Origin of the sequence: Duganella sp., assembly GCF_039595735.1 — a bacterium.
Lineage (GTDB): Bacteria > Pseudomonadota > Gammaproteobacteria > Burkholderiales > Burkholderiaceae_D > Rugamonas.
In genome coordinates this window covers 635,307-656,275 of sequence record NZ_JBCNLB010000001.1, presented here as the reverse complement: position 1 = coordinate 656,275, position 20,969 = coordinate 635,307, and the positions used below count along the sequence as shown (strand labels likewise).

At 62.7% G+C, this 20,969-nt stretch carries 17 protein-coding genes and 2 tRNA genes; 14 read left to right on the top strand and 5 right to left on the bottom strand.

Going from position 1 to position 20,969, the window contains the following annotated elements; genetic code table 11:
- Window positions 1-14: 14 nt before the first annotated feature.
- Window positions 15-1,124, bottom strand: a complete 1,110-nt coding sequence (gene queG / locus ABDW57_RS03115) for a tRNA epoxyqueuosine(34) reductase QueG (RefSeq protein WP_343728740.1) — start codon at window positions 1,122-1,124, stop codon at window positions 15-17.
- Between the two features lie 56 nt (window positions 1,125-1,180).
- Here queG and tsaE point away from each other — a divergent pair, with 56 nt between their 5' ends.
- Genes tsaE through ABDW57_RS03100 form a run of 3 tightly spaced genes read left to right on the top strand, consistent with a single transcriptional unit; the run spans window position 1,181 to window position 3,834 of the window.
- A complete protein-coding gene (gene tsaE, locus ABDW57_RS03110) occupies window positions 1,181-1,666 on the top strand; it encodes a tRNA (adenosine(37)-N6)-threonylcarbamoyltransferase complex ATPase subunit type 1 TsaE (RefSeq protein ID WP_343728739.1) in 486 nt (161 codons plus the stop codon).
- Entirely contained in the window at window positions 1,630-2,985 is a 1,356-nt protein-coding gene (locus ABDW57_RS03105; protein ID WP_343728738.1) for an N-acetylmuramoyl-L-alanine amidase, read from the top strand. Before tsaE ends, ABDW57_RS03105 begins: the two co-directional genes overlap by 37 nt.
- A 9-nt stretch (window positions 2,986-2,994) precedes the next feature.
- Entirely contained in the window at window positions 2,995-3,834 is an 840-nt protein-coding gene (locus ABDW57_RS03100) for a D-hexose-6-phosphate mutarotase (protein ID WP_343728737.1), read from the top strand.
- On the opposite strand, the gene ABDW57_RS03095 is transcribed toward ABDW57_RS03100, so the two are convergent.
- On the bottom strand, window positions 3,831-4,865 hold the full coding sequence (locus tag ABDW57_RS03095) for a carbonic anhydrase family protein (RefSeq protein ID WP_343728736.1): 1,035 nt from the start codon (window positions 4,863-4,865) through the stop codon (window positions 3,831-3,833). The two genes, ABDW57_RS03100 and ABDW57_RS03095, sit on opposite strands and share 4 nt — an antisense overlap.
- A gap of 127 nt (window positions 4,866-4,992) precedes the next feature.
- Window positions 4,993-5,637: a VTT domain-containing protein gene (locus tag ABDW57_RS03090; RefSeq protein WP_343728735.1), complete on the bottom strand. Its 645-nt coding sequence runs from the start codon at window positions 5,635-5,637 to the stop codon at window positions 4,993-4,995.
- A gap of 92 nt (window positions 5,638-5,729) precedes the next feature.
- Here ABDW57_RS03090 and ABDW57_RS03085 point away from each other — a divergent pair, with 92 nt between their 5' ends.
- Genes ABDW57_RS03085 through miaA form a run of 3 tightly spaced genes read left to right on the top strand, consistent with a single transcriptional unit; the run spans window position 5,730 to window position 9,626 of the window.
- Window positions 5,730-6,647 (top strand): peptidylprolyl isomerase, encoded by a 918-nt coding sequence (locus tag ABDW57_RS03085; RefSeq protein WP_343728734.1) that lies wholly within the window; start codon window positions 5,730-5,732, stop codon window positions 6,645-6,647.
- A gap of 7 nt (window positions 6,648-6,654) precedes the next feature.
- A complete protein-coding gene (mutL, locus tag ABDW57_RS03080) occupies window positions 6,655-8,676 on the top strand; it encodes a DNA mismatch repair endonuclease MutL (protein WP_343728733.1) in 2,022 nt (673 codons plus the stop codon).
- Between the two features lie 2 nt (window positions 8,677-8,678).
- On the top strand, window positions 8,679-9,626 hold the full coding sequence (gene miaA / locus ABDW57_RS03075) for a tRNA (adenosine(37)-N6)-dimethylallyltransferase MiaA (protein ID WP_343728732.1): 948 nt from the start codon (window positions 8,679-8,681) through the stop codon (window positions 9,624-9,626).
- A 12-nt stretch (window positions 9,627-9,638) separates the two neighbouring features.
- Here miaA and ABDW57_RS03070 read toward each other — a convergent pair whose 3' ends face one another.
- Window positions 9,639-10,043, bottom strand: coding sequence for a VOC family protein (locus tag ABDW57_RS03070; RefSeq protein WP_343728731.1), 405 nt, complete (start codon window positions 10,041-10,043; stop codon window positions 9,639-9,641).
- Window positions 10,044-10,193: 150 nt separating this feature from the next.
- Here ABDW57_RS03070 and ABDW57_RS03065 point away from each other — a divergent pair.
- From ABDW57_RS03065 to ABDW57_RS03030, 8 genes are all read left to right on the top strand, one after another.
- Window positions 10,194-10,270 (top strand) — tRNA-Met (locus ABDW57_RS03065).
- Window positions 10,271-10,335: 65 nt separating this feature from the next.
- A tRNA-Met gene (locus ABDW57_RS03060) sits at window positions 10,336-10,412 on the top strand.
- A 360-nt stretch (window positions 10,413-10,772) separates the two neighbouring features.
- Window positions 10,773-13,628 (top strand): TonB-dependent receptor, encoded by a 2,856-nt coding sequence (locus tag ABDW57_RS03055; RefSeq protein ID WP_343728730.1) that lies wholly within the window; start codon window positions 10,773-10,775, stop codon window positions 13,626-13,628.
- A 3-nt stretch (window positions 13,629-13,631) separates the two neighbouring features.
- A complete protein-coding gene (locus ABDW57_RS03050) occupies window positions 13,632-14,762 on the top strand; it encodes a glycoside hydrolase family 88 protein (RefSeq protein WP_343728729.1) in 1,131 nt (376 codons plus the stop codon).
- A 13-nt stretch (window positions 14,763-14,775) separates the two neighbouring features.
- Window positions 14,776-16,050 carry a DUF2264 domain-containing protein gene (locus tag ABDW57_RS03045; RefSeq protein WP_343728728.1) on the top strand — a complete coding sequence of 425 codons (1,275 nt, stop codon included), beginning with the start codon at window positions 14,776-14,778 and terminating at the stop codon, window positions 16,048-16,050.
- Window positions 16,051-16,055: 5 nt separating this feature from the next.
- The gene (locus tag ABDW57_RS03040) at window positions 16,056-18,413 is read left to right on the top strand and encodes a beta-galactosidase (RefSeq protein ID WP_343728727.1); all 2,358 of its coding nucleotides are present in this window, start codon (window positions 16,056-16,058) and stop codon (window positions 18,411-18,413) included.
- Between the two features lie 79 nt (window positions 18,414-18,492).
- The gene (locus ABDW57_RS03035) at window positions 18,493-19,587 is read left to right on the top strand and encodes an AAA family ATPase (RefSeq protein ID WP_343728726.1); all 1,095 of its coding nucleotides are present in this window, start codon (window positions 18,493-18,495) and stop codon (window positions 19,585-19,587) included.
- Entirely contained in the window at window positions 19,584-20,180 is a 597-nt protein-coding gene (locus ABDW57_RS03030) for a DUF4276 family protein (protein ID WP_343728725.1), read from the top strand. Before ABDW57_RS03035 ends, ABDW57_RS03030 begins: the two co-directional genes overlap by 4 nt.
- Before the next feature lie 6 nt (window positions 20,181-20,186).
- Here the strand turns inward: ABDW57_RS03030 and ABDW57_RS03025 are convergent, their stop codons facing one another.
- Complete coding sequence (locus tag ABDW57_RS03025) at window positions 20,187-20,939, bottom strand: AraC family transcriptional regulator (RefSeq protein WP_343728724.1); 753 nt, start codon at window positions 20,937-20,939, stop codon at window positions 20,187-20,189.
- Window positions 20,940-20,969: the final 30 nt, after the last annotated feature.

Below are 20,969 nucleotides of genomic sequence, written 5' to 3'. Positions count from 1 at the left end.
TGATGTCTTGCCAATTATATAGCGCCATTGTCCTGGACGAAATGACAGCCCAGTGCCCACTCCACATGTTCACGCACCAGTGGCGAAGGGTCGTCGCGCCGCGCCAACAGCGCCGCCACGATGGCCGCGTCGCCGCGGGCGCCCGCCGCTGCCGCATTGCCCAGCCCCACCGCCAGATTGCGCAGCCAGCGCTGGTGGCCGATGCGGCGTATCGGACTGCCTTCCATCTTGCGATTGAACTCATCTTCAGTCCAGGCGAACAGCTCCACCATCGAGGCATGGCCCAGGCCATGGCGCTGGTCGAAGTCCGGCAGCACGGCGCGCTGGGCGAATTTGTTCCATGGGCAGACGGTCTGGCAATCGTCGCAGCCGTAGACGCGGTTGCCGATCAGCGGCCGCAGCGCCACTGGAATGGCGTGTTTCAGCTCGATGGTGAGGTAGGAGATGCAACGGCGCGCATCCAGCCGCCCCGGCCCGAGGATGGCCTGGGTCGGGCAAGCCGTGATGCAGGACGAGCACTGGCCGCAGTGGGCGCCGGTCGGCTGGTCCACCGGCAGCGGCAGGTCGACCAGGAATTCGCCCATGAAGAACATCGATCCGGCAGTACGCGACAGCAGCAAGGTGTGCTTGCCGCGCCATCCGAGGCCGGCCTTTTCGGCCAGCGGCAGCTCCATCACCGGCGCCGAATCGGTGAACACGCGGTAGCCGAAGTCGCCGATTTCGGCCTTCACCTTGTCGGCCAGCTGCTGCAGGCGCGCGCGCAGCACCTTGTGATAGTCGCGGCCGCGCGCGTAGATCGAGATGACGGCCGCGCCGGGATCGGCCAGACGCGCCTGTTCGCGCGCGCGCCAATCGTTTTCCGTGTCCCTCGGCAGGTAGTTCATGCGGGCGCTGACCACCCGGACGGTGCCCGGCACCAGCTCGGCGGGACGCGCGCGCTTCATGCCGTGGGCCGCCATGTATTCCATTTCGCCGTGCATGCCGGCGTCCAGCCAGGCCTGCAGGCCGGCTTCGGCGTGACTGAGGTCGACGTCGGTGATGCGGATTTCGGCAAAGCCCAACTCCTGGCCCCAGCGCTTGATGCTGAGGGCAAGTTCGGCTAAATTGGTTTGATTGAGGGACATCGGCGCAGGCTAAAAGGTACAATGGCTGGCGTTCCAACCATACGACATTTTAATTGATGCAGCACTTTACAGCCCATCTCCACGACGAAGAAGGTACAGCCGCCCTGGGCGCGGCGCTGGCGCGCGCCCTCACGCCCGGCCTGGCGCTCCACCTGCACGGCGACCTTGGCGCCGGCAAAACCGCCCTCACCCGCGCCCTGCTGCACGCGGCCGGCCACACCGGCACGGTGAAAAGCCCGACCTACACCCTGTCCGAACCGTACCGCATCCAGCTCGACGGCCGCGCCGTCAGCGTGATCCACTTCGACCTGTACCGCATGGCCAGCGCCGAGGAATTCCTCGACGCCGGCTTCCGCGAGGACTTCAACGGCGACAACATCTGCATCGTCGAATGGCCGGAAAAGGCCGACGGCGTGCTGCCGCCGCCTGACCTGAACGTGTTTTTGACTGTGGCCGGACACGGTCGTGATGTAGAATTGCAGGCGTCCACCGCCTTGGGTAACTCATGCCTTCAACGCCTCAAATTCGCGCCCAACATGTGAGCCGCCGCACGGTCCTGAAGGCCGGCGCCACCCTGCTGCTGTCCGTGACCGCGCCGCTGCGCGCCAACGCCGCGCAAATCCTGGCCGTGCGCGTGTGGCCGGCCGAGGACTACACCCGCGTCACCCTGGAAAACGACACCGACCTCAAAGCCACCCACTTCATCGTCAAGGACCCCGAGCGCATGGTGGTCGACATTGAAGGCCTGGAGCTGAATCCGACGCTGAAGTCGCTGGTGGCCAAGATCCAGTCGAACGACCCGTACATCAAGCAGGTGCGGGTGGGGCAGAACCGTCCCAACGTGGTGCGGCTGGTGTTCGACCTGAAAGAGGAAGTCACGCCGCAGGTGTTCACCCTGCCGCCGGCCGGCAACTACAAGCACCGTTTGATCTTCGACCTGTACCCGGTCCGGCAGGCCGACCCGATTGCGGCCATGATCGAAAAGGGCGACTGGTCCGATCCGGCGCCCGCCACGGCGCCAGCGCCGACGCCGAAAGAGCAGCTGGCGGAGCTCAAGCCCGACCTCAAGGCCGAGCCGCGCGAGGAACTCAAGAACGAGCTGAAAACCGCCGAGGCGCAAACCAAGGCGGCCGACAAGCCCGGCAAGATGGTGCGCATGATTACCATCGCGCTCGATCCGGGCCACGGCGGCGAAGACCCCGGCGCTTCCGGCAAGAACGGCAGCCGCGAGAAAGACATCGTGCTGGCCATCGCCAAGCGACTCAAGGCCAAGCTGGAAGACCTGCCGAATATGCGCGTGATGCTCACGCGCGACGGCGACTACTTCGTGCCACTCGGCACACGGGTGGAAAAAGCCCGCAAGGTGCAGGCTGACCTCTTCGTCTCGATCCACGCCGACGCCTTCGTGCAGCCGACCGCGCGCGGCTCGTCGGTGTTCGTGCTGTCGGAAAAAGGCGCCAGCTCGTCGGCGGCGCGCTGGCTGGCGGACAAGGAAAACCTGGCCGACACCATCGGCGGCGTCAACGTCAAAAACCACGACAAGCAACTGGCCAGCGTGCTGTTTGATCTGTCCACCACCGCGCAGATCAACGACAGCATGAAGCTGGGCCGCTCGGTGCTGGGGGAAATCGGCGGCGTCAACCGCCTGCACAAAGGCTCGGTCGAGCAGGCCGGCTTTGCGGTGCTCAAAGCGCCGGACATTCCCTCCATCCTGATCGAAACGGCCTTCATCTCCAACCCGGAAGAAGAAGCCAAGCTGCTCGACGACGGCTACCAGAACAAGCTGGCCGATGCCATCGTCACCGGCATCCGCCGTTACTTCGCAAAGAATCCCCCGCTGGCAAAGAACCGGCTGACTTGAGAGAGCAATATGGCTGTAGTTACGATGACCGAATACGGCGCCCTGCCGGCAGTACAACTCACCGCCGCCGATGGCGCGCACATCACCGTATCGCTGTTTGGCGCCCACCTGCTGTCGTGGAAGACCGCCGACGGCAAGGAGCGTTTATTCGTCAGTTCACAAACGCCGCTGGACGGCAGCAAGGCGATCCGCGGCGGCGTGCCGGTGATCTTCCCGCAATTTAACGTGCGCGGTCCCGGCCTGCGCCACGGCTTCGCGCGCGTCAGCACCTGGCGCCTGCGCGACAGCGGCGGCGATGGCGGCAGTTCCTTCCTCGAATTCAGCCTGAATCAGCACGACCTGACGCCGGAACATGCGCAGGCATGGCCGCATGCTTTCGATCTGAGCTTGCGCTTCACGCTGCACGGCGACGCGCTGGAATTCGACTATAAGGTGCATAACAGCGGCCAGCAGGCCTTCCCGTTTGGCGTGGCGCTGCACACCTACTACGATGTCGGCCATCTGGACGCCACCAGCATCAGTGGTCTGCAGCACCAGCAGTACACCGACCATCACCTCAACACGCGCACGCAGGAATACCCGGCGCTGCACTTCACCGAGAAGCACGACCGCCTGTACAAGTCGACGCCGTCGGTCACTTTAAATACGGCCGACGCCACCCTGCGCCTTGAGCAGCAGGGCTTCAGCGAGTGGGTGGTGTGGAATCCGGGGCAGGATGATGCCAAAGCCCTGGTGGACCTGGCGGATGAAGAGTATCTGCGCTTTGTCTGCATCGAGCCGGCACGCATCGACCAGCAGCCGCTGGACGCCGGCGCCAGCTGGACCGGCAAGCACAAAATCAGCGTTTAATTCGACTCTTTGATGATGCGGCCGGAACTCGGCTGCACTGGCCGCGCATTCAGCGGATAGAGACGGCTGAACAGCGCCATCTGCTGCGGCGACGCCTGTACCGGCTCTTTCATCACGATCCACAGCACGCCTTCCTGGCATGGCGGCGTGGTCATGGAGCCCATGAAGGTGTAGTAGTCGCGGCGCCCCGGCAGCAACTCCATCGGATCGAGCACGGTCGACGGCGCGGCCGTGTCATATTTTTCCAGCGGCAGGTTATTCCACACGGTCTGGATCACCGGCTGCGACTTGCCGCGCTCCAGCAGCAGCGCCAGCATGGCGATGCGGCCCTCGCCGTCCTTGTGCACCAGGTGCACCACCATCTCGTACCCCTTGCCGTTGATGCGCTCTTCCGACGGACGGTGGAAATGGAACTGGATCAGCTCATACATGCGGTTGCCGACGGTGATGAAGTTGCCGCCGCCGACCATCACCTGCACCGTCTTGCCGTTATCGGTCACATTGAACGAGGATGGATGGTAGTCGAACGCAATCTGCTCCAGCTCCACCTTCATGCCGTCGCGGATGTCGATCGGCGACTGGCGGTTGCCGCTGCCGCACTTGGCCCACGCCGGATTGATCTTGCCCCAGTTGGCAGGGCCGCTCTCGCCTTCGTACGACCATTCGTTGCTGTACACCTTGGGCTTGGCCGCCGCCACCGCCGCCTTGGCCGCGGCATCCTTCCTGGCCTTGTTGGCGGCCGCCACGCGGGCGGCCTGGTTGGCGCGCATGATGGCCAGGCGCTCCTGAATGCGGGCCGACAGGTCGGCTTCGGCCTGGGCTTCCTTTTCGCGCTCGGTCAGCTTGCGGGCCGGGGCGGACGAGGAGGAAGAGGAAGAGGAGGAGGATGCGCCGGAGGCCGACGACGACAGCGCGCCGGCCACACCGCCCAATGCCGATTTCGTCGATGGCGAAATGAGCGGGTCGTTTGCGCCGCGGGCCGCGGTGACAACGCAGCAGCAGGCAATCAGGGTGAGGGCGAGAGAGCGCATGGGTATCCAGAGATGACAATTACAGTCTGGTATACGGATGCTTTAGGGAAAAACTTGAGGGTGAGGCGCGGGGAAAGTAGCAAAACGTCACGCTGCGGCGCCGGCGCAGCGTGACTTGATGCGGGTTTCAGCGGCTTTGCAGGCGGCGCGACAGCTTGTACACGCCACCGATGGCCATCGGCACTACCGCCACGCCGACGCCGACCAGCACGATCTCGGTCAGGTGCTCGCGCACGATAGGAATGTTGCCGAAGAAGTAGCCGGCCGTGGTCAGCAGCACTACCCACAGGATAGCGCCGGTGAAGTTATACAGCTGGAAGCGGGCAAACGTCATGTCCGACACGCCGGCCACGAACGGCGCAAAGGTACGCACCACCGGCACGAAACGCGCCAGCACGATGGTCTTGCCGCCGTGTTTTTCAAAGAAATCGTGGGTTTTCTTGAGGGCGTCCCGGTTGATCCAGCGGTAGTCGTGGGTAAACACCTTCTGCCCGACCTTTTCGCCAATCCAGTAATTGACGGTGTTGCCGGTGATGGCGGCCGTGGTCAGCAGGAACATCAGCAACGGCAGGTTCATCTCGCCCACCGCGCACAGGGCGCCGGCGATGAACAGCAGCGTGTCGCCCGGGAAGAAGAACAGAACGACCAAGCCGGTCTCGGCAAAGATGATGGCAAACAGTACGACGTAGATCAGCGTTCCGTATTGCTGGATCAGCACTTCCAGTGTTTTGTCGACATGAAGAATCATGTCAAAAAATTGCATAAAATCCATATTCTTCCCATAAAGTGAGCGCCGGAATCATACACCACCTGTGTTCCGGTGGAGGTAGTTTACAATGGTTGGCCCCACCTAGGAGAGTTTGGATGAATTTATCTCGTCGCTTACGTGTTTTATCCCTGCCGGCGCTGGCCCTGAGCCTGACCGCCACCGCCGCCGACCTGCCTGTGCGTCCGAGCGCCGGCGAGATCGTCAAGAGTTCGCGGCCGTCGGACTGGCGCCCGCTGGACCCGCAGAACACGCTGTACATGGAGCTGCCGGGTGGACGCGTGGTGATCGAGCTGGCGCCGGATTTCGCGCCGCAGACCATCGCCAATATCAAGACGCTGGTCAAGGAGCGCTATTTCGACGGCCTGGCGGTAAACCGCTCGCAGGATAACTACGTGGCGCAGTGGGGCGATCCGAATGCGGAAACCAAACCCAAGTCCCTCGGTTCGGCAAAGACCAAGGTGCCGGCCGAGTTCACGGTGCCGATGTCGAATGACAAGCGCTTCGTGCGGCAGAAGGATGTTGACGGCTATGCGCCGCAGATCGGCCATTCCAACGGGTTCCCGGTCGGGCGCGATCCGAAAGCCGGCACCACCTGGCTGGCGCATTGCTACGGCATGGTGGGCGTCGGCCGCGACAACCAGACCGACAGCGGCACCGGCGCCGAGCTGTATGCGGTGAACGGCCATGCGCCGCGCCACCTGGACCGCAACATCACGGTGGTGGGCCGGGTGGTATCGGGCATGCCGCTGCTGGCCACCCTGCCGCGCGGCGGCGAGACCATGGGCTTCTACGGCCCGAAGGAGGCGCGTACGCCGATCATCTCGGTGCGGCTGGCGGCCGATGTGCCGGAGGCGGAGCGCAGCCAGCTGGAGGTGATGCGCAGCGAGGCGCCGATCTATCAGAAAGTGATCGAGGCGCAGCGCAATCGCGGCGGTCCGTGGAATAAGTATGCGGCCAACTACGTTGAGCTGTGCAATACCGCCATCCCGGTGCGGGAAGCGGGCAAGTTATAATCCCGGGATGAACGCGCCAGACACCTCCGCCCACGCCCCACGCCCTATCCAGGCCCTGCCTGACCAGCTGATTTCCCAGATCGCCGCCGGCGAGGTGGTGGAGCGGCCGTCCGCCGTGGTGAAGGAGTTGCTGGAGAACGCGCTGGACGCCGGCGCCACCCAGATCACGGTGCGGCTGGAGGAAGGCGGCGTCAAACGCATTTGCATCACCGACAACGGCCGCGGCATCCCGCATGAGCAGATGCCGCTTGCCCTGGCGCGCCACGCCACGTCCAAGATCGCTTCGCTGCATGATCTGGAAAATGTCGGCACGCTGGGCTTCCGCGGCGAGGCGCTGGCGTCCATCGCCTCCGTGGCGCAGGTGACCATCACCTCGCGCACCGCCGATGCCGCCCACGCGTGGGAAATCGAAGGTTCGCATAACGCGACGCCGACGCCCTCCTCGGGCGCGCTGGGCACCACCATCGATGTCAAGGATCTGTACTACAACACGCCGGCGCGCCGCAAATTCCTGAAGTCCGAGCAGACCGAATATGGCCACTGCGCGGAGGTGGTGCGCCGCATCGCATTGGCGCGCCCGGACGTTTCCTTCTCGCTGACCCACAACGGCCGCACGGTCGATCACTGGAATACCAGCGAAATCGCCAGGCGCAGCGCGCAGATTCTGGGCGATGGCTTTGCCGAGGCGCGTCTGCCGGTGGACGAGACGATCGGGCCACTGCGCCTGCACGGCTACATCGGCTTGCCGACCGCCTCCAAGGCGCGTGCGGACGGACAGTTCTTCTACGTGAACGGGCGCTTTGTGCGCGACAAGGTGCTGGTGCACGCCGTGAAGGCGGCTTACCAGGACGTGCTGCATGGAGACCGCTTCCCGTCGTACGTGCTGTCGCTGGATATGGACCCGGCGCTGGTGGACGTCAATGTCCACCCGTCGAAAATTGAAGTGCGCTTCCGCGATGGACGCGCGGTGCACCAGTGCGTATTCCACGCCGTGCAGCGCGCGCTGGCGCAGACCTCGGCCACCGCGCACGGCAGCGTGCCCTCCCCGCTGCCCGCCGCCGACAGCCTGAACGCCACGCCGGCATGGCGCGGCGAGCAAACCTCGTTTGGCTCCCTGCTGGCGCCGGACTACGCCCCGACCTTCTCGCCATCGCCATTCGCCGCGCGTGATGCGGCGGACGGCTTTGACGGCGCCAGCCGCGGCGGCGCGGGCGCTGCCGGCGGCTTCGGCAACGGCGCAGGATTCGGCGGCGCGGGCAGCAGCTACGCCGGCCCGCGCTTCACCGCTGAAGGTGGCGTCGCACAAAGTACCGAAAAATACGGCGCCATGTTCCGCGACGCCGAGCGCACCGGCAGCGAGCGTGCGGCGGCCGACATGGCCCTGCCGCAAGCCAGCAGCTTCAGCGTTTCGGCCGCCGCCATGGCGCAGGAAGAATTCCCGCTCGGCTTCGCGCTGGCGCAGCTGCACGGCATCTACATCCTGGCGCAGAACGCCAAGGGCCTGGTGCTGGTCGACATGCACGCCGCCCACGAGCGCATCCTGTACGAACAACTGAAAAATGCCCTGAACAGCCGCGTGGCCGGCGAGGAAATGCAAGTCCAGCCGCTGCTGATCCCGGTCACCTTCTATGCCGACGCGGTGGAAGTCGGCACCGCCGAAGAACATCAGGACACCCTGCAGGCACTGGGCTTCGACATTGCCGTGCTGTCGCCGACCACACTGGCGGTGCGTTCGGTCCCGGTCCTGCTGAAAAACGCCGATGCCCAGACGCTGGCGCGCGACGTCCTGCGCGATGTGCGCGAATTCGGCGGCTCGCGCGTGCTGATCGAACGCCAGAACGAACTGCTCGGCACCCTGGCCTGCCACACCGCCGTGCGCGCCAACCGCATCCTGTCGCTGCAGGAAATGAACGCCCTGCTGCGCCAGATGGAAACCACCGAGCGCGCCGACCAGTGCAACCACGGCCGCCCGACCTGGGTGCAGGTGGAAATCAACGCCCTCGACAAGCTTTTCCTGCGCGGCCAATAATCATGAGCACCAAACCACTGGCCGTCGCCATCATGGGTCCGACGGCATCGGGCAAAACCGCCTCCGCCCTGGCGATCGCGGAACGCATCCCATCTGAAATCATCTCGGTCGATTCCGCGCTGGTGTATCGCGGCATGGACATCGGCACCGCCAAGCCGACCAGCGAGGAACTGGCCGCCGTGCCGCACCACCTGATCGACATCCTCGACCCGCTGGATTCCTACTCGGTCGCGCAGTTTCGCAAGGACACGCTGCGCCTGGTCGATGAGATCAAGGCGCGCGGCAAGCTGCCGCTGCTGGTCGGCGGCACCATGCTGTACTTCAAAGGGCTGGCTGATGGGCTGGATGATTTGCCCGGCGCCGATCCCGAGGTGCGTGCCGCGCTGGATGAGGAAGCGGCCCGTCTCGGCTGGCCCGCCATGCACGCGCGTCTGGCCGCCGTCGATCCGGAAACCGCCGCGCGCCTGGCGCCGGCCGATGCACAACGCATCCAGCGCGCGCTGGAAATCTATACGCTGAGCGGCAAACCGATGTCCGAACTGCTGGCCCAGCGCGAGCAAACCGAACTGCCGTTCGAGCTGCTGTCGTTCGCGCTGGAGCCGTCCGACCGCGCCGTGCTGCACGAGCGTATCGCACGCCGTTTCGACCTCATGCTGAAAGATAGCCCGCAGGGCAACCTGATCACCGAAGTGGAAGCCTTGCGCAGGCGCGGCGATCTGCACCTCGGCCTGCCGTCGATCCGCTGCGTGGGCTATCGGCAGGCGTGGGAATACCTGGACGGCAGCATCGACTATCCAACCATGCGCGAGACCGGCATCATCGCCACCCGCCAGTTGGCCAAGCGGCAGCTGACCTGGCTGCGCTCCATGCCCGGGCGCGTGATGCTGGACTGCCTCGGCGCCAACCCGGCCGGCGCCATGCTGGCGCAGATTGCCGGGCGCATCGCTTAGTCTGCTGCAGCGTCAATGCCTGGGCGGCTCGCCGCTCATGTGCACCAGTTCCCACAAGTGGCCGTCCGGGTCTTCGTAGCCGTGGCCGTACATGAAGCCGTGGTCTTGCGGGTCCTTGTAAGCGCGGCCGCCGGCTTCCACCGCCTTGGCCACCATCTCCATCACCGCCTGGCGCGATTCCAGCTGCAGGCACACCAGCACCTCGGTCGAAGCGCGCGCGTCGCTCACCGGTTTCGGCGTAAACTCCTTGAAGCGGGTTTCGGTCAGCAGCATCACGTAAATATTCTCGGACACGATCATGCACGTAGCCGTCTCATCCGTGTAATGCTGGTTGAAGCTGTAGCCCAGATGCGTGAAGAACTTGACCGACTTCTGCAAGTCGCGCACCGGCAGGTTCACAAAGATATTCGTTGCCATGACGCCCCCGTTAAAATTCTGCTCACACGGCAGAATACCAATATGCCAAGGTTTTGACGACAGCGGCACGATAGGGGTCACTTTTTTGAAAAAAGTGGGGCGGGTTCCTTGACAGTGCGGGCCTCAACCCCGATAATGCTGGGCGTTGCAGGTGATATAGCTCAGTTGGTTAGAGCATAGCATTCATAATGCTAGGGTCGGTGGTTCAAGTCCACCTATCACCACCACAGAATTCCACAACAAATGGCCTGACCGGCAACGGCGCAGGCCATTTTGTTTCAGCGCCAGTTTCGGTGATATAGCTCAGTTGGTTAGAGCATAGCATTCATAATGCTAGGGTCGGTGGTTCAAGTCCACCTATCACCACCAAGCTTACGAAAGCCGTAAATCATGCCCAATGATTTACGGCTTTTTCGTTTTGGCTCAACCGTCCGCTGCCCACGTAGGTTTTTTTCCACAATTCGTATAGAAATTTTGTGTTGGTCTATACGATGTCGGCATACCAGAGCGCTTAAATAATCAGGATGTTGAGCGTTTGCACTTGCACCACATAGACAAAAAACCCTCCCTCATAGATAAACCGGGCCTTGCCGCAGATCTGGCGCCGTCGCGCCATGGCCATAAAACGTTTTCCAACCGTATTGCTCACGATACGCGAAGTGTTTAGTCTTGCTTCTGACAGGTCATCAGACAACCTGCACCATCCCAGAACTAATCACTGAGGAAGACATGAAAAAGAAGATACTGGAGACTTTGGTACCGCTCGCACTGGCGGCCATGTACGCACCTGCGACGCTGGCGCAGGACACCACCAAGGAACAGCCCCCCGCCCCTGCCGCCGCCGACGATGCCGCCACCACCACCGTGGTGGTGACCGGCTTCCGCTCCAGCCTGCAGAAGGCCCTGAACCTCAAGCAGCAGGCCATCGGCGTGCGCGATTCCATCGTGGCGGAAGACATCGGTAAATTCCCCGAGGCCAACGTGGCCGAATCGCTGCAGCGCGTGCCGGGCGTGATCCTGAACCGCGACGAATCGTCCGGCGAAGGCCAGCGCATCTCGATCCGCGGCCTGCCGACCGAATACTCGGTCACCACCCTGAACGGCGCCCCGGTCAACACCACCTCCACCGCCACCATCGGCTCGGCCGCGCGCGGTTTCAACTACGACGTGTTTGCCTCCGAACTGTTCGGCCGCGTGGACTTCTACAAGTCGCCATTGGCTGAGCTGACCGAAGGCGGCCTGGGCGGCGTGGTCGACCTGCAAACCCCGCGCCCGTTCGACAATCCGAAGCGCACCATCCGCTACGGCCTGACCGATACCTACAACACCGCTTCCAAGCACAACGACCCGAACGGCTTTGTGCTGTACTCGAACACCTGGGACAACCTGGGCTTCCTGATCGGCGCTTCGCACTCGGGCAACGTCAACACCCGGTCCGGCTTTGAGGCGACCGGCGGCTACAACAGCTCCGCCAACGGCAGCGCCAGCCCGGTCAAGGGCAACTTCGCCCTGGCGCTGGACTTCGACAGCCCGCTGGCCAACCTCGGCGGCTATACCCGCGCCCAGGTGGCCAATGCCTTCCTGCCGCGTATCTACCGCTTCTACGGTTCGGAAAACGAGCGTACGCGTGATGGCCTGGTGTCGTCGGTGCAGTGGAAAACCGCGACCCTGAACGTCAGCTTCGACACCATGTACTCCAAGCTGGAGAACACCCGCAAGGAGCAGCTGTTCGGCATCCTGATCCGCAGCACCGCCACCACCAACCGCAACGCCCCGGTGGGCGCGTCCGGCAACAACGGTCTGATCCCGCTGAACGTGAAGATCGACCCGGCCACCAATCTGCTGACCGGCACCTTCGGCAACACCACCTACAACGCCGGCGCCGGCTACACCAAGGACGAAACCCAGTTCGGCTACGGCGCCCTGAACGCCAGCTGGAAAGCCAGCCCGAAACTGACGCTGAGCGGCCAGGCCAGCCTGAACCAGAGCACCGCCACCAGCGCCACCGGCCAGCTGTCCGGCTACATCTATGGCGCCACCTCGACCATCGACTACGGCGACGACCACGTCTACCCGTCGATCTCCTCGCCGACCAGCTATACCGATCCAAACAGCTGGAGCGGCTTCACCATCAGCAGCGGCCGCACCAAGGAAACCGACAAGGGCAAGCAGGCGCGCGTCGCCGCCGATTACGACTACGACCTGCCTGGCGGCTGGACCGGCCACCTGAAGACCGGCCTGTCCTATGTGGCCACCATCAAGGGCGTGGACAAGCGTAACGGCACCGCGCTGGCCACGGCCAAGTTGAACAGCATCGGCGCGGCCGGCCTGCGCAGCGCCATGACCTCGCAACTGCCGATCGATAACCTGGACTTCGGCGCCGGCTGGCCGCACAGCTGGGCCACCTGGAACAGCAGCTACTTCTACTCGCAGTTCGATCCGAACGTGTACAACCCGGATTCGACCTTCACGCCTTCGCAAAGCTTTGCGGCGGAAGAGGATGTGAAGACGGCGTTTGCCCAGTCCGACTTCAAGGGCGAGATCGCCGGCCATGAATTGCGCATCAACGCCGGCGTGCGCTTCTCCAGGACCGAGACCAAGATCGACAACTTCAAGCAGAAGGGCACCAGCCTGGTCTACTCGCCCAATCACGAGCAAGGTTCCTACAGCAATGTGCTGCCGGCCATCAGCAGCGCCTTTGACGTCACGGATAACCTGATGTGGCGCGCGTCGTGGGGCAAGACCATCACCCGCGCTTCGCTTTCCATCATCGCCGCGCAGACCGTGATTCCGAACCAGTTCGACACCACCGCGACGTCGGGCAATCCCAACCTGCGTCCGCAGCAGTCGAAGAACCTGGACACCAGCCTGGAATGGTACTTCCAGCCGGGCAGCATGCTGTCGGCCGCCGTGTTCCAGAAAAAGCTGACCGACGCCACCGTGGCCAATACCCGGGTGGTGACCTTCGGTTCGCTCGGTCTGCCGGACACCGCCCTGGGCCCGCTGTTCCAGGATGCCAACGGCCGCGTCGATCCGAATCTGGCCATGACGCTGCGCAGCTACACCAACGCCGGCGAGCAAACGCTGAAAGGCTACGAGCTGGCTTACCAGCAGGCCTTCAGCTTCCTGCCGGCGCCATGGAATGGCCTCGGCGCACTGGCCAGCTACACCCACATCAATCCATTCAACAGCGTGCCTTGGGTAACCAATGCCGGCAAGGTGATCGATGTGAATTCGGTGCCGAAGTACGCCTACAGCACCACCATCTACTTCGAGCAGGGCCCTTGGGCGGCGCGCATGTCCTACAACTACAAGGACAAGTCGCTGCATCCGGACAGCCCGCGCAACCTCGGGGATGATTTGATCCGCTGGCGCGCAGGGCGCGGCTACCTGGACGCCAACATCAGCTACAAGATCAGCGACAAGCTGGAGCTGCGTCTGGATGCGCTTAACCTGAGCAACACGCTGGCGTATGATTACTTCGAAGACGCCAGCGGCAAATACGGCAGCGGCAAGAAGACCCGCATGGACTATGCGAAGTATGATGGCCGCACGATCAAAATCGGCATCCGGGGAAAACTGTAAACCATGATGAAACGACTCTACGCCGCCACCTTGGTGGTGGCTAGCCTGGCCGGCTGCGCTTCGGCGCCGCCGGCAGTCGACACCTCCGAACAGGAGGTGGTCGGCATTATCAACAAGGTCAATAACTACTGGCAGCAGCGCGAGCCGGCACAGAAGTGGGCGTTCTGGGACATCGCCGCCTACCACACCGGCAACATCGAAGCCTACCGCATCACCGGCAACCAGACCTGGCTGAAATACTCGCAGGACTGGGCCGCCCACAACGACTGGCAAGGCGCCAAATCGACCGACAAGACCAAATGGAAGTACCAATACGGCGAGACCGACGAACATGTGCTGTTCGGCGACTGGCAGATCTGCTTCCAGACCTACGCCGACTTGTATCAGCTCGATAAGGATCCGAAAAAAATCGCCCGCGCGCGCGAGGTGATGGAGTACCAGATGAGCACTCCGAACAAGGATTACTGGTGGTGGTCGGATGGCTTGTACATGGTGATGCCGGTGATGACCAAGATGTACAAGATCACCGGCAACAAGCAATACCTCGCCAAGCTGTACGAATACTTCGACTATTCAAACAGCATCATGTGGGACAAGGATGCGCAGCTGTACTACCGCGATGCGCGCTACGTCTATCCCAAGCACCAGAGCGTGAACGGCAAGAAGGACTTCTGGTCGCGCGGCGACGGCTGGGTGTTTGCCGGCCTGGCCAAGGTGCTGCAAGACCTGCCGCTGGATGATCCCCACCGTACCGATTTCCTGGTCAAGTACCAGCAGATGGCGCAAGCCCTGAAGAAGGCGCAAACCGAAGAAGGCTACTGGACCCGCAGCCTGCTCGACCCGCAGCACGCGCCGGGACCGGAGACCAGCGGCACCGCCTTCTTCGTCTACGGCTACCTGTGGGGCATCAATCATGGCTTGCTGGACCGCACTGAATACCTGCCGGTGGTGCGCAAAGGCTGGCGCTACCTGAGCCAGACCGCGCTGCAGCCGGACGGCAAGATCGGCTACGTGCAGCCGATTGGCGACCGCGCCATACCGGGACAGGTGGTGGATCAGAATTCGACCACGGCGTTCGGCGTGGGCGCCTATTTGCTGGCGTCCTCCGAGCTGGTACGCCTGCTGCGTCAATAACAACGGAGACTGAATGGAACGACGACACTTTATCCAGGCACTTGCCACCGGCGCCGCAGCCGGCGGTATCGCGGCGGCGCCAGGCGCTGCTGCCGCAACCGCCGCTGCATCGGCTGGCGTCAGCGGCGCCGAAGCCCGCGCCCAGCTGGCCGCGCTGGCGCAAAAAATGTCCGACCCGGTGTTGACCAATATGGCCGCCGGCACGCTGAAAAAAAACTTCGCGCTGGAAGTCAGCCCGACCTGGGATGGCCGCGACAAAGGCGTGGCCTACCTGGAATGCTTCGGCCGCCTGATCGCCGGCATCGCGCCCTGGCTGGCCCTGCCCGACGATGGCACGCCCGAAGGCCGCACCCGCAAGCGCCTGCACCAACTGGCGCTGCAAAGCTACACCAACTCGGTGGACCCGGCCAATCCCGACTATCTGTCCTGGAAAGTGCATGGCCAGACCCTGGTCGATTCCGCCTACTTCACCAACGCGCTGATACGCGCGCCGCAGGCGCTGTGGGAACCGCTGGACGCCAAAACCAAGCAGCGCATCATCGCTGAGATCAAATCCCTGCGCCGCATCGAACCGCCTTACATCAACTGGATGCTGTTCGCCGCCATGAACGAAGCGTGGCTGATGTCCATCGGTGAGGAATTCGACCCGCTGCGCATGAACGTCGCCATCCGCAAAATCAACGAATGGTACGTGGGCGACGGCTGGATCAAGGATGGCGAATCCTTCCACTTCGACTACTACAACGCCTTCGTCATGCATCCGATGATGGTGGAGATCCTCGACGTGCTGGATGCAAAAAAAGGCGCGTTCTGGAACGGCAAGCCGGAAGAACTGCGCGCGCAAGCCATCAAGCGCATGCAGCGCTACAGCGAGCACCTGGAGCGTTTCATCGCCACCGACGGCAGCTTCCCGCCGATCGGCCGTTCGCTCACCTACCGCACCGCCGCCTTCCAGCCGCTGGCCTTGCTGGCACTGCGCAAGCAGCTGCCGCAAAGCCTGCCCGAAGGCCAGATCCGCGCCGCCATGCACGCTGTGCATAAGGCCGTGTGGGATGCGCCATCCAACTTTACCAGGGACGGCTACCTGACCATCGGCTTCGTCGGCCATCAGCCGGAGCTGGGCGACTGGTACTCCAACAATGGCAGCATGTACATCGCCTCCGCCAGCCTGCTGCCGCTTGGCCTGCCGGCCAGCGACAGCTACTGGACCGCAGCGGCACAGGACTGGACCCAGAAGAAAGCCTTTGCCGGCGCCCGCTTCCCTAAAGACTACCCGGTGAACTACTAATGACGATGACTTCCCCATCACGCCGCCGCATCCTGCGCGGCGCCGGCGCCGCAGCCGCGGCAAGCGTCGGCAGCCTGATGCTGCCGCTGTCGGCCCAGGCGGCCGCGCGCTTTACCATCAGCGATACCGACTTCCTGCTGGACGGCCAGCGCCTGCAAATCCGCTGCGGCGAAATGCACTTCGCCCGCGTGCCGCGCGAATACTGGCAGCACCGCCTGAAAGCCATCAAGGCCATGGGCCTGAACACGGTGTGCGCCTACCTGTTCTGGAACTACCACGAGTGGCGCGAAGGCCGCTTCGACTGGCAGGGCCAGCGCGACGCGGCGGAATTCTGCAAGCTCGCGCAGCAGGAAGGCCTGTGGGTCATCCTGCGTCCGGGTCCGTATGCCTGCGCCGAGTGGGAAATGGGCGGCCTGCCATGGTGGCTGCTGAAGCAGCCCGGCGACGCCTTCCTGCGCACGCGCGATCCCAACTTCGTCAGGCCGGCCAGCCGCTACATGAAGGAAGTCGGCCGCGTGCTGGGACCACTGCAGATCACCCACGGCGGCCCTATCCTGATGGTGCAGGTTGAAAATGAATATGGCTTCTTCGGCGAGGACCTGGACTACATGCGCGACATGAAGCGCATGCTGCTGGATGCCGGCTTTGATGTGCCGCTATTCCAGTGCAACCCGACCAACGCGGTGGTGAAGTCGCATATCGACGGCTTGTTCAACGTGGCCAACTTCGGCAGCGATCCGATGGCCGGCTTCAAGGTGCTGGACCAGGTGCAGAAAGGCCCGCGCATGTGCGGCGAATACTACTCCGGCTGGTTTGACACCTGGGGCGCGCCGCACCGCCGCGGCTCCGCAGCAGGCGCGGTGGCGGACATCCAGGCCATGTTGAAGGCCAACGGCTCGTTCAGCCTGTACATGGCGCACGGCGGCACCAGCTTTGGCCTGTGGGGCGGCTGCGACCGTCCCTTCCGCCCGGACACCAGCAGCTACGACTACGATGCGCCGATCAGCGAAGCCGGATGGACCGGAGAAAAATTCGCCGCTTACCGCGACGGCATCAAGCCCTACCTGCTGGCCGGCGAAACGCTGCCGCCGGCGCCGGCGCCGAATCCGGTCATCGCCATCGCGCCGTTCGCATTGAAGGAGTCGTGCGCCGTGAGCGCCGCCTTGCCGGCGCAGGCCATCCGCGCGGTATCGCCGCAACCGATCGAACAATACGACATCAGCCGCGGCGTGGTCTCGTACCGCGTCACCCTGCCCGCCGGACCGGCCGGCACGCTGGAAGCGGGCAAGGTGCGTGACCTGGCCTGGGTCAGCATCGACGGCAAGCAGATCGGCACCATGGACACGCGCTACCGCCGCTTCAATGTCGACCTCCCGGCGCGCAGCAAACCGGTGACGCTGGAGATCCTGCTGTACACCATCGCCCGCGTGAACTTTGGGGTCGAGATCCACGACCGCAAAGGCCTGCACGGGCCGGTGCGCTTCAATGGCCAGCCGCTGGAGAACTGGGAAATCCGCGCCATCGATTTCGACGCCGATGGCGTGCTGCCGCCGCTGACCTGGAAAACCGGCCGCACCCAGGGCGCCGCCTTCTGGCGCGGCGCTTTCGACGTGACGCAAAGCGGCGACACCTTCCTCGACATGTCCGGCTGGGGCCAGGGCGTGGTCTGGATCAATGGCCGCTGCCTGGGACGCTACTGGAGCATCGGCCCGACGCAAACCATGTACCTGCCCGGTCCCTGGATCAAGCAGGGCCGCAACGAAGTGGTGGTGCTGGACCTGACCGGCCCGCGCACCGCCCGCATCGAGGGGCTGAAAGCGCCTGTCCTCGACAAGCTGCGTCCGGAGCTGGATCTGGCGCGTCCACCGAGCAAAGTGAAGCCGGCGCTGGACGGCGTCAAGCCGGCGCACGAAGGCGAGTTCGCGCGCGGCGCCGCGGTGCAGGACGTGATGTTTGCGCAGCCGGTGAAAGGCCGCCAGTTCTGCCTTGAAGCGCTGGACGCCTTCGACGGCAAGCAGTACGCCGCCGTGGCCGAACTGGCGCTGCTGGGCACTGACGGCAAGCCGCTCAACCAGTCCAATTGGACCATCGCCTACGTCAGCAGCGAGGAAGCCACCAAGGAAGACGGCGGCGCTCTCAACGCCATCAATGGCCAGGCCACCGACCACTGGCACACCGCCTACAGCGGCAAGGCCGCCACCGCGCCGGGCAGCAAGCATCCGCACCGCATCATCATCGACCTCGGCCGCGAAGACGTGGTGGCCGGCATGCGCTACACGCCGCGCCAGGGACCGGAAGGCGTCACCGGCCGCATCCGGCACTACCGCGCCTACGTTGGCGAGAAGCTGGTGAAAGGCAGTTAAGCGAGCCAAATACTGTTTTCCTGACGATGCGATATGAATGCGCTAAGATAGGAAAACAGTATTTTATAGATCGCACAGGATGGCTAAGCTAGGACATTTACAGCAAATAAAGCTCACCGGCTTTCGCTCAATTAGAGAGTTGACGTTGGACCTTGCGCCGTTGAATGTTTTGATTGGCGCCAATGGCGCTGGCAAATCCAATTTCATCAGCTTCTTCAAATTCATGAACAAGCTCCTGGAAAAGGAATTGCAACTTCATGTGCGCACTAAATTAAACGGTGCCAACCGAACACTGTATTTCGGCCGTAAAACCACCAGCCACTTAAAAATTGAGCTGCACTTCAGACCGAACAGCTATTGCGCCACGCTCGTTCCTACCAATGAGGACAGCTTGGTATTCGCCAGCGAGGAAGCTCAATTTCACGGTGATCAGTACAACTACCTCGGCGGCACTAAAGTTCGCTCTCTCAGCACGCCAGGCGCACTGGAATCGGGTCTACCGAAACCTGGACGGGCTTCTCCATCCCAATATGTCGCGACGTATCTGCAAGACTGGAAGGTCTATCATTTTCATGACACCAGCGATACGGCCAAAGTCAAGTCTGCTTATAGCATCCATGAGAACCGGAGGCTGCTACCTCAGGGGGAAAACCTGGCAGCCTTCCTGTACGATATCCGGGAAACCGATAACTATCAACGCATCGTCCAGACCATACAGCGTGTTGCGCCATTCTTTAGTGACTTCGTGTTTCAGCCTGAGGCAAATGATCTGATACGCCTACGCTGGAAACACAAAGGCAGCGAGGATTATTTTGACGCCAACATGCTGTCGGATGGCACCTTACGCTTCATCTGCATGACCACTTTGCTATTGCAGCCTAACCTGCCAACCATGATTCTTCTGGACGAGCCAGAATTAGGCTTGCACCCATTTGCCATGCAACTACTGGCAGCGATGATGCGCTCAGTCAGCCAACACACACAAATCATTGCTTCAACACAGTCCGTTACCTTAGCCAATCAGTTCGGTTGGCAAGATATCGTGGTCGTTGATCAGGTCGATAATGCCTCACACTTCCGTCGCCTTGAAGAAGCTGAGATTGTGCATTGGCTCAATGAATACAAACTGGGCGAGGTATGGGAAATGAATGCGCTTGGAGGGACACCAGAATGATACGGCTCGGAATCAGTGCCGAAGGCGCCACCGAGCGAGAGTTCATTAATAGAGTGCTTCGTCCGCACCTGATCCAATACAATGTGACCGCCACCGCAATCGACATGCGCGGCAATGTGAGCCTGGACAAGATTCGTGGCGTGCTGCCTGCACTCCTCGGAAGCTGCGATCGCGTTAGTACCCTCTACGATTTTTACGGCTTTAAAGGAAGGGAGCAGCGCACGGCAGAGCAGCTTGAAGCCGCTATCAGCGGCTTAATCAGCCCGGATCAGCAAAGACGATTGATCCCTTACATTCAGCTGTATGAGTTCGAGACCTTATTGTTTGCGGTACCAGAGCAAACTGTAGAATGGATGCAAGCAGAACAGACCGCGTTGAAGGCGATGCAGGAAGCGGTGCAGCGGGCAGGGTCGGCGGAACGCGTTAATGACCGCTTAGAAACGAGTCCATCCCACCGCATTAAAGTTCTGTTTTCCGACTACGATAAAAAGCTTCATGGCCCTGAAATCGTCGAACTGGCAGGGCTCGCAGCCATCCGGGCCAAGTGCCCGCGCTTTAACAAGTGGATCGAAAAACTGGAGCAGTTAGCATAGCTATCGTTATTTTCGATTCGGTAGCATCTGACGGTACTGGCTGGGCGTGAGGCCGGTGGTGGCCTTGAACTGGCGGGTGAAGGCGGAGTGGTCGCCGTAGCCGCAGGCCTGGGCGATTTCAGCCACGCTGGCGCCGCCGTTCAGCAGGCGCGAGGCGGCGTCTACCCGCGTCTGGATGATCATCTGGCGCGGCGTCAGGTGGAAAATGCGCAGGAAGTAGCGCTCGATCTGCGCCACCGACATATTCGCGATGCGCGCCAGTTCCGGCAGCTGCAAGGGCTGGCCGTACTGTTCGTGAATCACATGCACCGCTGCCGCCACCTTGCGGTAGGCGGGATTCTTTTTATCCGCCATCGCCAGGTCGCGCGAGATGCCGGTCAGGCCGATGATGCGGCCTTGCGCATCGCGCAGCGCGGTCTTGCGCGTCAGGCACCAGCCGGGATCGCGGTTGGGATACAGATGCAGTTCCAGCTGGTCTTCAATATCGGCATCGCCGGCCAGCACCGCCATGTCCTGCGCCTGGTAGGTCTGGCCGAAAGGATGGGCAAACACTTCCGCCGGCGTGCGGCCGATCAGCGCTGATTTGTGCCGCTGGCCGCACCGCTGCACCAGGGTCTGGTTGACCACCACATAGCGCCCTTCGAGGTCCTTGACGAAAAACACCACGTCCGGCAAGGCGTCGAACAGTCCCTCGGCAAAGAAGGGGTTGGCGATTTGTGCGCCGAGCGCATGGCGCATGCTGTCAGTGTCTTTATGCATGCGGGCCATTGTGCACCATTATGCAGATTT